This window comes from Streptococcus sp. KCJ4932, from assembly GCF_004352745.1.
Taxonomy (GTDB): domain Bacteria; phylum Bacillota; class Bacilli; order Lactobacillales; family Streptococcaceae; genus Streptococcus; species Streptococcus ruminicola.
Genome location: NZ_SJWW01000003.1, coordinates 92,783 through 106,487, shown reverse-complemented (window position 1 = coordinate 106,487; position 13,705 = coordinate 92,783). Strand labels below are relative to the sequence as shown.

10 protein-coding genes and 2 pseudogenes are annotated in these 13,705 nt (G+C 36.1%); 7 read left to right on the top strand and 5 right to left on the bottom strand.

Annotation, left to right across the window (positions count from 1 at the left end; genetic code table 11):
* Positions 1 to 13: 13 nt before the first annotated feature.
* The 3 genes from E0E02_RS02325 (at position 14) to pyk (ending at position 5,812) form a co-directional block, all read left to right on the top strand.
* A complete protein-coding gene (locus E0E02_RS02325; protein WP_133017748.1) occupies positions 14 to 3,121 on the top strand; it encodes a DNA polymerase III subunit alpha in 3,108 nt (1,035 codons plus the stop codon).
* A 90-nt stretch (positions 3,122 to 3,211) separates the two neighbouring features.
* Complete coding sequence (gene pfkA / locus E0E02_RS02320) at positions 3,212 to 4,228, top strand: 6-phosphofructokinase (RefSeq protein ID WP_074559978.1); 1,017 nt, start codon at positions 3,212 to 3,214, stop codon at positions 4,226 to 4,228.
* Positions 4,229 to 4,309: 81 nt separating this feature from the next.
* On the top strand, positions 4,310 to 5,812 hold the full coding sequence (gene pyk / locus E0E02_RS02315; protein ID WP_074563519.1) for a pyruvate kinase: 1,503 nt from the start codon (positions 4,310 to 4,312) through the stop codon (positions 5,810 to 5,812).
* A 195-nt stretch (positions 5,813 to 6,007) separates the two neighbouring features.
* Here pyk and E0E02_RS09410 read toward each other — a convergent pair.
* From E0E02_RS09410 to E0E02_RS02285, 5 genes and pseudogenes are all read right to left on the bottom strand, one after another.
* Positions 6,008 to 7,166: pseudogene (locus E0E02_RS09410) on the bottom strand (site-specific integrase).
* 128 nt (positions 7,167 to 7,294) lie between these two features.
* The gene (locus E0E02_RS02300; RefSeq protein WP_133017745.1) at positions 7,295 to 7,960 is read right to left on the bottom strand and encodes an NYN domain-containing protein; all 666 of its coding nucleotides are present in this window, start codon (positions 7,958 to 7,960) and stop codon (positions 7,295 to 7,297) included.
* Between the two features lie 232 nt (positions 7,961 to 8,192).
* Positions 8,193 to 8,375, bottom strand: coding sequence for a hypothetical protein (locus E0E02_RS09505; RefSeq protein ID WP_206282014.1), 183 nt, complete (start codon positions 8,373 to 8,375; stop codon positions 8,193 to 8,195).
* A 247-nt stretch (positions 8,376 to 8,622) separates the two neighbouring features.
* The gene (locus E0E02_RS02290; RefSeq protein WP_133017744.1) at positions 8,623 to 9,384 is read right to left on the bottom strand and encodes an ImmA/IrrE family metallo-endopeptidase; all 762 of its coding nucleotides are present in this window, start codon (positions 9,382 to 9,384) and stop codon (positions 8,623 to 8,625) included.
* A gap of 10 nt (positions 9,385 to 9,394) precedes the next feature.
* Complete coding sequence (locus tag E0E02_RS02285) at positions 9,395 to 9,781, bottom strand: helix-turn-helix transcriptional regulator (protein WP_133017743.1); 387 nt, start codon at positions 9,779 to 9,781, stop codon at positions 9,395 to 9,397.
* Positions 9,782 to 10,078: 297 nt separating this feature from the next.
* Between E0E02_RS02285 and E0E02_RS02280 the strand changes: the two genes are divergently transcribed.
* From E0E02_RS02280 to glmS, 4 genes and pseudogenes are all read left to right on the top strand, one after another.
* Positions 10,079 to 10,270 (top strand): hypothetical protein, encoded by a 192-nt coding sequence (locus E0E02_RS02280; RefSeq protein ID WP_001112861.1) that lies wholly within the window; start codon positions 10,079 to 10,081, stop codon positions 10,268 to 10,270.
* Positions 10,271 to 10,594: 324 nt separating this feature from the next.
* Positions 10,595 to 10,798 (top strand): annotated as a pseudogene (locus tag E0E02_RS02275) (excisionase); the annotation flags it as partial.
* 243 nt (positions 10,799 to 11,041) lie between these two features.
* Entirely contained in the window at positions 11,042 to 11,599 is a 558-nt protein-coding gene (lepB, locus tag E0E02_RS02270; protein ID WP_074625822.1) for a signal peptidase I, read from the top strand.
* Positions 11,600 to 11,807: 208 nt separating this feature from the next.
* Positions 11,808 to 13,622, top strand: coding sequence for a glutamine--fructose-6-phosphate transaminase (isomerizing) (glmS, locus tag E0E02_RS02265; protein WP_133017742.1), 1,815 nt, complete (start codon positions 11,808 to 11,810; stop codon positions 13,620 to 13,622).
* The last annotated feature ends 83 nt before the right edge of the window (positions 13,623 to 13,705 follow it).

Below are 13,705 nucleotides of genomic sequence, written 5' to 3'. Positions count from 1 at the left end.
AAGGAGTGCTTTTATGTTTGCCCAATTAGATACCAAGACTGTTTATTCTTTTATGGATAGCTTAATTGACTTAGAGGGCTATGTCAAAGAAGCAAAAGTATTAGGCTACCAAACCATTGGGATTATGGACAAAGATAATCTCTATGCCGCCTTTCATTTTATTACAAAAGCTAAAAGCGAAGGCTTACGCCCTGTTTTAGGTCTTGAGTTGACGCTTAATTTACAGGAAAATCTTTCCTTAAGTGTGTACTTAATTGCGCGTGATACGACAGGTTACAAAAACTTGATGAAAGTGTCTAGCCGTCAGATGACCTCTGGGATTCAGCTAGAAGATCTAAAGGATTACTTGTCAGGCTTAGTGGTTGTTATCCCGTATTTTGATGGTTTAGAGAGCCTGTCGCTTCCTTTTGAGTATTATATCGGAGTAAATGTTCACTCAGAGGAAAGGGATTATGACAAGCCTTTAATTCCACTTCATACAGTACGGTATTTTAATACTAACGAAGTCGAAACGCTTCACATGCTTCATGCTATTCGAGATAATATTAGCTTGAAGGATGCGCCGGCTGCACCGCAAGGACAGCAGTTGATGGCTTGTGATATTTTAACACAAGCTTTTGAGCAAAAATTTCCACAAGCTCTAGAGAATCTAGAAAAATTAGTTTCTGATATTCACTATGACTTTAATAGCGAACTAAAATTGCCGCGCTTTAATCGTCAAAAACCTGCCCAGGAGGAATTGATAGAATTAACTGAAGCAGGGCTTAAGGCTAAAAATCTTTGGTTGCCAGAGTACCAAGAACGATTAAGAAAAGAGCTTTCAGTCATTCACAAGATGGGCTTTGATGATTATTTCCTCATTGTTTGGGATTTGTTGCGTTTTGGTCGCAGTCGAGGCTATTACATGGGAATGGGGCGTGGTTCTGCAGCAGGAAGTTTAGTTTCCTATGCTCTTGATATTACTGGGATTGACCCAGTAAAGAACAATCTGCTCTTTGAACGTTTTCTAAATGAAGAACGTTATAGCATGCCTGATATTGATATTGACCTACCAGATGTTTATCGTAGTGAGTTTCTTCATTATGTTCGTAATCGTTATGGTAGTCTTCATTCGGCTCAAATTGTGACTTTTTCAACTTTTGGTGCTAAACAAGCTATTCGTGATGTTTTTAAACGATTCGGTGCACCAGAGCATGAATTGACTAATATCACTAAAAAAATCAGTTTTAGAGATAATTTGACTACAGTTTATGAAAAGAACTTATCTTTCCGTCAAATTATTAATTCTAAAATCGAGTATCAAAAAGCTTTTGCGATTGCCAAACGTATCGAAGGAAATCCTCGTCAGACTTCAATCCACGCTGCAGGAGTAGTGATGAGCGATGATAATTTGACCGAGCATATTCCATTAAAAGCTGGCGAAGATATGATGATTACGCAATACGATGCGGCTGCAGTTGAAGCAAATGGTCTTCTTAAAATGGACTTTCTTGGGCTTCGTAACCTTACTTTTGTGCAACGCATGCAAGAAAAGGTCGTTAAAGAATACGGCATCACTATTGACATCAAATTGATTGATTTAGAAGATCAGCAAACGCTAGCTTTATTTGCTGCAGGAAAGACAAAAGGAATTTTTCAATTTGAACAAGCTGGCGCCATTAATCTGTTAAAACGTATTAAACCACAAAAATTTGAAGATATTGTGGCAACAACGAGTTTGAACCGTCCAGGGGCTAGTGATTACACCGAGAACTTTATTAGACGTCGTTTTGGACAAGAAGCGATTGATTTAATCGATCCTTTGGTGGCAAAAATCTTGGAGCCAACCTATGGCATCATGCTTTATCAAGAGCAGGTTATGCAAATTGCGCAAGTCTATGCAGGCTTTACTTTAGGAAAAGCGGATTTATTGCGTCGTGCCATGTCTAAGAAAAAGGCAGAAGACATGCAAAAAATGGAAAGCGAGTTCTTAAAAGGTGCACAGTCTCTTGGTCGACCGCTTGAAACAGCTAAAGATTTATTTTCTCGCATGGCTAAATTTGCAGGCTACGGTTTTAATAGAAGTCACGCCTTTGCTTACTCAGCATTAGCTTTTCAACTAGCTTATTTTAAGGCACACTATCCTGCAGTTTTTTATGATGTCATGCTGAATTATTCAAGTGCCGATTATATTACGGATGCTATGGAATCAGAGTTTCGCATCAAGAAAATCGACATCAATACAGTGCCTTATAACGATAAGATAGCTGATGGTCAAATTTATCTTGGCTTGAAAAATCTACGCGCACTTCCACGTGATTTATGTTACTGGATTATTGATCATCGACCATTTTCAAGTATTGAGGACTTCTTGACCAAGTTGCCTGAGAATTACCAGAAGAAGGAACTTATCACACCATTGGTTGAAGTCGGTGCTTTTGATAATTTTGAAAAAAATCGTCGCAAGATTATTGAAAATCTGGAACCTCTTTTCATGTTTGTTAATGAGTTAGGAAGTCTTTTTGCAGAGAATTCCTATAATTGGATTGAAGTAGAAGACTTTCCAAATACTGAAAAATATCGTCAGGAACAGGGATTGCTAGGTGTGGGAATCAGTCCTCATCCTCTTCTTGAAATTGCCAAGAATTCATCTATTGCTTTTACGGCTTTGTCCGATTTGCATGAAAATACTGAAGCGACTATTCTTGTTGAATTAAGTCAGATTCGTGTGATTCGAACAAAAACCAAGGGTGAGCAGATGGCTTTTCTAAATGTGACAGACACACAGAAAAAATTTGACGTCACTCTCTTTCCAGAAGTTTTTACACATTATAAAGACGAATTGCAAGAAGGAAGATTTTATTATTTAACAGGTAAGATTCAAAATCGCAACAATCGATTGCAGATGGTGTTAAATCATGTTCAAGAAGCAAGTAGTGAACGCTTGTGGTTATTACTTCCAAATCATTTACATGATAGAGAAGTTTCAGAAATCTTGTCACAATATCCAGGAAATATTCCCGTGATTTTGCATTATCAAGATAGTAAGCAAACCTTGCAAAGTGAGAGACATTTGGTTAAAAAGGACGAAGAACTTTTACAAGCTTTAACTCCATATACAGTGAAAACGATTTATCAATAAAAATTTAGTAAAAATAAAATAAAGTAAAGCTTTTTACAAAGTAATGTGCTATAATAAGAACGTTAGATTAATAAAAGGAGTATTAGCAAAATGAAACGTATTGCTGTTTTGACTAGTGGCGGCGACGCTCCTGGTATGAATGCTGCTGTTCGTGCAGTTGTTCGTAAAGCAATTAAAGAAGGAATGGAAGTCTTCGGAATCAACCGCGGTTATGCTGGTATGGTCGATGGCGACATTTTCCCATTGGACGCTCAAAGTGTTTCAAACATTTTGTCACGTGGTGGTACTTTCCTTCAATCAGCTCGTTACCCTGAGTTTGCAACTCTTGAAGGACAACTTGCTGGTATCGAACAACTTAAAAAACACGGTATCGAAGGTGTCGTTGTTATCGGTGGTGACGGTTCTTATCACGGTGCTATGCGCTTGACAGAACACGGATTCCCAGCAGTTGGTATCCCAGGTACAATCGATAACGATATCGCTGGTACAGATTACACTCTTGGGTTTGATACAGCTGTAAACACAGCTATGGAAGCTCTTGACAAAATCCGTGATACATCTTACAGTCACAAACGTACATTCGTTGTTGAAGTAATGGGACGTAACGCTGGTGATATCGCTCTTTGGGCAGGTATTGCTGCAGGTGCTGACCAAATCATTATTCCTGAAGAAGAATATGACATCAACGAAGTTGTTGCAAAAGTTAAAGATGGTTACGAAAACAAAGGTAAAGAACGTCACCTTATCGTTCTTGCTGAAGGTGTAATGCATGCTGAAAAATTTGCAGAGTTGATGAAAGAAGCTGGTGATACTAGCGACCTTCGTGCAACTAACCTTGGTCACATCCTTCGTGGTGGTGCACCATCACCTCGTGATCGTGTTCTTGCTTCTTGGATGGGTGCTCACGCTGTTGAATTGCTTCAACAAGGTCGTGGTGGACTTGCCGTTGGTATCCACAACGAAGAATTAGTAGAAAGCCCAATTCTTGGTACTAAAGAAGAAGGTGCTCTATTCTCATTGGCAGAAGATGGTAGCATTATCGTCAACATGCCACACAAAGCACGTCTTGACTTTGCTCAATTAAATCGAGACATTGCTCATTTGTAATATAGTATAGTATTAGATTAAAAATTATTGTTATTAATAGTCGTTCATTCGGCTTAAAAATAAAGGGAGTTTCATATTATCATGAATAAACGCGTAAAAATCGTTGCAACACTTGGTCCTGCGGTTGAAATCCGTGGTGGTAAAAAATTCGGTGAAGATGGATATTGGGGTGAAAGCCTTGATGTTGAAGCATCAGCACAAAAAATCGCTCAATTGATTAAAGAAGGTGCAAACGTATTCCGTTTCAACTTCTCACACGGTGACCACGCAGAACAAGGTGAACGTATGGCAACTGTACGTCGTGCCGAAGAAATTGCTGGACAAAAAGTTGGTTTCCTTCTTGACACTAAAGGTCCTGAAATCCGTACTGAACTTTTTGAAGGCGAAGCTAAAGAATATTCATACAAAACTGGTGAACAAATCCGTGTTGCTACTAAACAAGGTATCAAATCAACTCGTGAAGTTATCGCTTTGAACGTTGCTGGTGCCCTTGACATCTACGATGACGTTGAAGTTGGTAAACAAGTTCTTGTTGACGATGGTAAACTTGGTCTTCGTGTTGTCGCTAAAGACGATGCAACTCGTGAATTTGTTGTTGAAGTTGAAAACGATGGTATTATCGCTAAACAAAAAGGTGTAAACATTCCTTACACTAAAATCCCATTCCCAGCTCTTGCTGAACGTGATAACGCTGATATCCGTTTTGGTCTTGAACAAGGTCTTAACTTCATCGCTATCTCATTCGTACGTACTGCAAAAGACGTTGAAGAAGTTCGTGCAATCTGTGAAGAAACTGGTAACGGACACGTTCGTTTGTTCGCTAAAATCGAAAACCAACAAGGTATCGAAAACATCGACGAAATCATCGAAGCTGCTGATGGTATCATGATTGCTCGTGGTGACATGGGTATCGAAGTTCCATTCGAAATGGTTCCAGTTTACCAAAAAATGATCATCACTAAAGTTAACGCAGCTGGTAAAGCAGTTATCACAGCAACAAACATGCTTGAATCTATGACTGAAAAACCACGTGCAACTCGTTCAGAAGTATCTGACGTGTTCAACGCTGTTATCGATGGTACTGACGCAACAATGCTTTCAGGTGAATCTGCAAACGGTAAATACCCAGTTGAAGCAGTTCGTGCAATGGCTACAATCGATAAAAACGCTCAAACTCTTCTTAACGAATACGGACGTCTTGATTCATCATCATTCGCTCGTACTTCTAAAACAGAAGTTGTTGCTTCTGCAGTTAAAGATGCAACAAGCTCAATGGATATCAAACTTGTAGTTGCTCTTACTGAATCTGGTAACACTGCTCGTCTTATCTCTAAATACCGTCCAGATGCTGACATCTTGGCTGTAACATTCGACGAAAAAACTCAAAAATCATTGATGATTAACTGGGGTGTTATTCCAGTCGTAACTGAAAAACCTGCATCAACTGATGACATGTTTGAAGTTGCTGAAAAAGCTGCTCTTGAATCAGGATTGGTTCAATCAGGTGATAACATCGTTATCGTCGCTGGTGTTCCTGTTGGTTCAGGTGGTACAAACACAATGCGTATCCGCACTGTAAAATAAGGTGGTAAGTCAGAAATCTTTGATTTCGTTGACGCACCCCCGTCAGGAATGCTAGGATGGTCACAGTTCGTTGAACGAAGAACATCCAGCAGTCTACGACGAAAATAAAAAGTTCCTATCATATCAAGCTTTATGGCCTGTGTGATAGGGCTTTTTTTATATCAAAATGGTAGCGAGGGGCACAGAAGGGGCAAACTAAAGCGGTAATTCGTTAATCATGTCAACAACTTTGTCTTTCATCTTGTTTGTGACATGTGTATAAATTTTCATTGTGGTCTCGCTGTCCTCGTGGCCAACTCTGTCCATAATTGCCTTTAGCGGTACACCTTTTTCGGCTAAATAACTGACAAGTGTGTGTCTAAAAATGTGTGAACTTATCGGTTTATTAATAGGATGTTCAAGACGTTGGTTTGCTGCTTTAATAGATTCATTGAACGAATTACGTTGGATAGGTACGCCACGGTTTGTTACAAAAATATAGCTACGGTCCATAGTAATCCAATTAGGATTTAAGCTTTTGTTTAAATCTCGAATCTTAATAGCTTCATCTAATATTTCTGATTCACGTTTTGATAACTTATTGCTACGATAGCCAGCAGGTGTTTTGGGTGGTTCTTTTTTGGCCTTCTTTGTATCCTTGGACACTGTCTAAAGTGCCAAAAATATCTACAAAATTATCGTCTTTACGGTAATTAATATCTTCTAAAGCAACGACTTCACCAATACGTGCACCATCTAAAAATAGAAATTCGGCAATCAGTGAATTCAAGTAAGTCCGTTTCGTGCGTCGTAATTCATTAATTAATGGAATAAGCTCTGTTTCAATTTCCAGATATTTATTTTTGATTTTTTCATAGCCTTCAATGGTTAGCACCTTTTTAGGAAGTTTAGCTTGTCTTGCTGGGTTGGTTTTAATGTGATTAAGAGAAACGGCATAATCAAATGATTGATTTAATATTGATTTAACACGTTCAAGTCTTGGTCTTGATAATTCAAGACTGTTTATAAATTGTTGAACATAATAAGTATCTATTTTAGATATTTTGACATCAATACCAAAATTTTCTCTCACATACTGAACATTACTTTTTAGCGAGCTTATAGAAGTGCGCCTAAGTTCTTTTTGGTGGAATTTCCACCAGTTGTTTAAGACATCAGTGTATAAAACTTCGCTTGAATTTAGCTCTTGTAAGATTGCAGCAATTTTTTCATCAAGTATTTTTTGAGCTTATTTTCTTATGCGAGGAGTATCTTTTTCCATCAATACAGACGCTTTCTTCCACTTGCCTGTATATGGATCTCTGTATCTTTCGACAAAATTAATTTTTCCACTTTTATGATTTTCTGACCACATTTGTTAATACCTCATTTCTATGGTAAAATGGGTATAGTAAAGAGGCCTGCAGTATGCAGGTTTTTACTATACTACCAATTATTCCTTACACTCTAAGTTTGGCGACAGGAAGTGTAAGGTTTTTTGCTTTATTGTTTATAAGCATTATCACAGGTGCGTAGACCGTCAATGTGAAGACTCAGACTATCTTTTATATGGCTACCAAGAGGGTCTAAGACAAAATCAATCCCTTCTCTGCGAGCAAGCTTTGCAGCAGGAACAAAGTCACTATCTCCAGCTATCAATACAATTTTATCGACTTGGTGTTTATAAGCTAAAGAAGCTATATCAAGACCTATACGCATGTCAACACCTTTTTGTTGCATAGATAAACTAAAGTCTTTTTCAGTTAAATCTTCAACAGTTATAGTATTATTTAATAATTTTTTAGTTGAACTTGGTTTTAAATTATAATGTACTGTTCCCTCACTTAATTCACCGAGCCTAAGAGCAACTTTACGTTTATGGCTCAATTCATTAAAGAAATCTTCAGTCCATGCCTTAGTTTCGCTCCTACTAAAATCTATAGTTCTTTTTAATTGAGGATGATAAACTTGTTTTGAAATAGGAGGACAGTCATAATAAAAAATTCTGTATAAATTATGACGGACTTCATCACCGTAGTTTGTATCTTTTAGATGCCTATTACAATAACTATATAATTCGGTTGCTCTCTGCTTAGCAGTCAAACGTCCTAAGACAGTTGCTGCACGTTTTCTATAAAAGCCACCATCTACCAAAATTGCTATTTTCAATCTTTATTCCTCCTAAAAATACAAAAAAGCTCTTGATTTCGGCACTCCCCTTATGGTGGGGGGTCTACTCTCAAGAGCTGAACTAACTTTATTGTGTATTCATTTTAGAACACTTTACTTTTTTTGTCAACTCTTTTGAGTAAAAAACTTTATTTTTTCTTAAGTTTCTGTAGTAATTCTTAAACAAGTCCCCTAAAAGTATTATTCATAAATCTTTATTACTTTTAACTGTTTAGCTTAAAAAGAACATTTGAACATTGTTTGCTTCAGCTTGTGTTAATTTAGTTTGAATTGATGTAATTTCACCAGTTTCAATGTTACGAAGTTTGACAGTAGCTTTACCTGGTTTCTCTTCGACAATAGTAACAGAAGTAGTGTCAATTGTTCCTTTTTTCTTACGAGCCCCACCAGCCATACCACCAACAATTGTTCCTACACCAGGAGCAATAACACTACCAAGTGCAGCACCACCGAGAACACTTCCTGCACGACCTTGCTTTTTAGTTTTCCCTTTAGTTACAGTTTTTTCTACAACTTGAGAGCCAGCAAATTCAAACAGTACAGGTTCTTCATTATATCCACAAATGTAATATTTGCCTTCAATGTTTTTGCGAATCCTTTTAATTTTTCAAAATCCATAATTTCTCCTTTATATCGTTTTATCAAAATACAATTGATTGAATTGTATAATTATAGCCATTGCGATAATCTAACGCAATGCGAACTGCATCTTGAATTGGAATACAGTAATTATATACTAAAAAGTTCTTTAAACGATTCATAATTGCTGCACCAGACATATAGTTTTCTCTGATTAAATCATTGAAACTTTTTCCAGTTAGGATGCTAGCTTTTAATCTTTCATCATTTAATAGAAACAGCGAAGCTAATGTGTTTGCTTCATCTTCAATTGGCTGTAATTCTCTAGGATAACATCCAGTAGAAATATCAGATGCATTGGACATCATAGATGCATACATACGTTGACTTTTCTCACCTTCAAAATGGGCAAAAATATGACTCAGTTCATGTAAAATTGAAAACATTAGTCGACCTAGAATAGTTCTTTGATTAATGTAAACAATATATCTATCTGAATGATCATAAGTCATTGTCATACCAGATAACGAATTACAAACTTCTTTACTTGTAAATTTTACTCTACAATTATTAACCAATCCTCTATATTTAATATCTTCTCTAGTAGCCTGACGTCCCCCGATATTTCTAAAATAGTCTTCGTATTTATCAACATCAAGAAAGATAAATAAGATATTGTATTTCTTTTCGAAGTAATCTATAACATGTTTGCTGGTTATTTCAGACAACGGCAAATTGAAATAATAACTAGCTTCAGCTAAGAAGAAATTGGCTTTCTGCTGGTAAAGATAATAATCAGCAGAATTGATAAAACGATATTCCAAATAAAAACACCTACTTCCAGTTTGAATCGTCTTCAATAAGACTACGAGCAGTTTGCATTAATCCAGAAAGAGCGTTGTTAAAACGTTGCTTTTCCATGTCAGTCATGTTTGCTGTTTCTTTACGGAACATGACAAGTGCTTGTTCTTCTATCTTATTATTAGTAGAAGTGGCAGCATTCTCAGATGTAGCTACATAAGGAAATTTAGTTCTTCCCAATAAATAATCAGTAGATAGATTGAAATAATCTGCAATTACATTTAGTTTTTCAGGTTTTGGTGAGCTGTTTCTCCAAGAATAAAGTGAATTTCTAGAGAAACCAACTCTTTCTTCTAAAGTATTTATAGAAATACCTTGTTTTTTACATAGTTCTTTAACTATATCAAATGTTGGAAACATTAATTTATCAACCTTTCTAGGGTATGACAAAAAATATTTTTAAAAACTTTGTAAAAATCCTTGACAATTTTTAAAGAGTTCTGTAAAAATATTTTTTGTAAGTAAGAAACAACTAAAAAAACAACCAACCAAATAAGTTTTTATAAATGCTTTGGCGAGCTAAGAATATTGATTTATAGGCGTTCTTTAGTATACCTTGATTTTATAAAACTCTTTAAAAAATGTCAAGTGTTATATAAAGAAAAGTTTAAAAAATAGTTATTTCTTGTTTACAGTTTAAAAAAGGGAGGAAGAAAGATGCCAGATATTGCAAATGGACGCAAAAAAATTTGTGACTTCTTAAAAGAAAACAATATCAAAAAAGCGGCTTTAGCAGCTGCATATGGAATGAGTCGACAAGAAGTTACTAATATTTTGAGTGGCTCAACTCGCGGCCTGAAAGCTAATCAATTTATCTTACGAGTTATTGAAGATTACAAAATTGATTAAAATTTAAAACTATCTCTCAGCTAGTAGTTACAGCTCTAGCAAGTCAGTATTCTCTTTATTTTAATATTTACACGTTTAAGCAGTTATTGATTCATTCATGGTCTCCTATATAAATATCTATCAAAAATTATGTATTTCCTCCAAAAAATACATGACATTATTCAGAGACTTGCTAGGGCTATAACTGCTAGTTGAGAGCAGTAGACAATAGAAAGGAGTAGAAGATGAAACCATTTTTTTGACACAAAAAAAGCGACTGACGGCAATCAGTCACTAACAAAAATTAACTTAATTAAATTATAGCATATTTAAAAGGAGCACGCTATGCCAAAGGTCGAAATAACTTACAAGGCTGTCGGTGTTAACGAAGATGCTGAATGGGGCGACTATGATCATCTCATGCAACGCTGGGAGGGTTTAACTAAATCAGTAGCAAAACAGTGGGCAGCAGAAATGCGTGAACATCCAGAATTTAGCAGGTACATTGACAATCCAACACACAAAATTGTTTTCATCAATTATGAAGGTTTGCACTGTAAAATAACCTAAATAATAAAAAGCCTATCATATCAAGCTTTTCAGCCTGTCTGATAGGGCTTTTTTTTTATGTCAAAATGGTAGCGAGGGGCACAGAAGGGGCAAATATTCTCATTTTTTATTCTTTTATCTAGATAAAACAAGGCTAACTTACTTACTTTGTGTCAAAAGTCACATGCCCACTTTTTTTATGTTCAGAAACATGATATAATAGAACAAAGAATAGGAGAAATTATGGTTAAGCGCGATTTTATTCGAAACATTATTTTAGTCTTAATTGCTATTTTAGCGATATTTTTGTTGAGAATTTTTGTTTTTTCAACATTTAGAGTGCATGAAGATGCCGCTAATTCATACCTATCAAATGGTGATGTCGTAGTTGTTAATCGAAATCGAGAACCACGCTATAAAGATTTCATCGTTTACAAGAAAGATGGTATTTTTTACATTAGTCGTGTTGTCGCAACAGCTGGACAAAGTGTGACTGTAATGGATGATATTCTTTATGTTAATAACAAAGTAAAAGAAGAACCGTACATTAGCAAGATAAAATCCGAATATTTGTCAACTTCGGATACCCAACAGCCATTTACTTCTGATTTTTCTGTTAATACAGTTTCTAATGGTAAATATAACGAAGTGCCAAAAGGGTATTATCTAGTCTTAAATGATGATCGTCAGAATACTAATGATAGTCGTAGTTTTGGACTAATCAAGGAAAGTCAAATTCGTGGTGTTGTTACTTTCAAAGTTTTACCACTTAATCAATTTGGATTTATTACAACAGAGTAGTTTAGCTACTCTGTTTTTTGTTGGTTTAATTTTCCTTTTATACCAATAAAGAATTGGTATAGTATATTTTATACCAATCTTTCTGTTGACAAGGTAAAAGTAAAGTTATATACTGTTGCTGTAAGGTTTTGGAAGGTCTTTATTAGACTATACCAATTCAAAAAATAAGAAAGAGATAATAGGTTTTTCCTATTAAAGGTAAAAAAATATGTGTGGTATTGTTGGTGTTGTTGGAAACAAAAACGCAACAGACATCTTAATGCAAGGTCTTGAAAAATTGGAGTACCGTGGTTACGATTCTGCAGGAATTTACGTTACTAATGGTGTTAATCAAGGTCGCTTAATTAAATCAGTTGGACGTATTGCTGATCTTCGTGCGAAAATTGGAATTGATATGGCTGGTTACACTGGTATTGGTCACACCCGTTGGGCAACTCACGGTCAACCAACTGAATTGAATGCTCACCCACATACATCTGAAACTGGACGTTTCGTTTTGGTTCACAACGGTGTTATTGAAAACTATCTACAAATCAAAGAAAGATATCTTTCAAATCACCATCTTAAAGGTGAAACTGATACTGAAATTGCGGTTCATTTAGTTGGTGAATTCGTTGAACAAGGTTTGTCAGTCCTTGAAGCTTTTAAAAAAGCGTTGAAAATCATCGAAGGTTCATATGCTTTTGCTTTGGTTGATGCTGAAGATCCTGATACTATTTATGTGGCTAAAAATAAATCACCTCTTTTGATTGGTTTGGGTGACGGATACAACATGGTATGTTCAGATGCTATGGCTATGATCCGCGAAACTAGCGAATTTATGGAAATCCACGACAAAGAATTGGTTGTTTTGACAAAAGATTCTGTTTCAGTTATGGATTATGATGGCAATACTATCGAACGCGATTCTTACACAGCTGAACTTGACTTATCTGATATTGGTAAAGGAACTTACCCTTACTATATGTTGAAAGAAATTGATGAACAACCAACAGTTATGCGTAAGTTAATCACTGCCTACACAGATGACAATAATCAAGTCACTGTTGATCCTGAAATCATCAAAGCTGTTCAAGAAGCAGATCGTATTTACATTTTGGCTGCTGGAACATCTTACCATGCTGGTTTTGCTTCAAAATCATTCCTTGAACAAATGACTGATACACCAGTTGAACTCGGTATTGCATCTGAATGGGGCTATAACATGCCTTTATTGAGCAAAAAACCACTTTTCATCATGATTTCACAATCAGGTGAAACTGCTGATAGTCGTCAAGTTTTGGTTAAAGCAAATCAAATGGGCATTCCTAGTTTGACTATTACAAACGTTCCAGGTTCAACATTGTCACGTGAAGCAACATACACTATGCTTTTGCATGCAGGTCCTGAAATTGCAGTGGCTTCTACAAAAGCTTACACAGCTCAAGTTGCAACATTGGCAATTCTTGCTAAAGCAGTAGGCGATGCTAATGGCAACAAAGCAGCAGCTGATTTTGATGTTGTTCACGAACTTGCTATCGTTGCACAATCTATCGAAGCAACACTTTCTGAAAAAGATACGATTGCTGAAAAAGCAGAGTCACTTCTTAAAGAAACTCGTAATGCCTTTTACATTGGTCGTGGTTCAGATTACTATGTTGCCATGGAAGCAAGTTTGAAATTAAAAGAAATTTCATACATTCAATGTGAAGGATTTGCAGCTGGTGAATTGAAACACGGTACAATTTCATTGATTGAAGAAGGTGTGCCTGTTATCGCTCTTATCTCAAGCAATCCTGTTCTTGCATCACATACACGTGGTAATATCCAAGAAGTTGAAGCACGTGGAGCAAGCGTTCTTACAATTGTTGATGAAAGTCAGGCTCGTGAAGGTGACGATATCATCGTAACAACTGTACATCCATTCTTGTCAGCTATTGCAATGGTAGTCCCAGCACAATTGATTGCTTATTACGCAACACTTCAACGTGGTTTGGACGTCGATAAACCTCGTAACCTTGCGAAATCGGTTACTGTGGAATAATACTTGCCAAAATTTACTTTCTAAGGTAGAATGGATAATGTAACTTTTAACTTTATGACAGTAATAAAGTTATAGCTATTTTT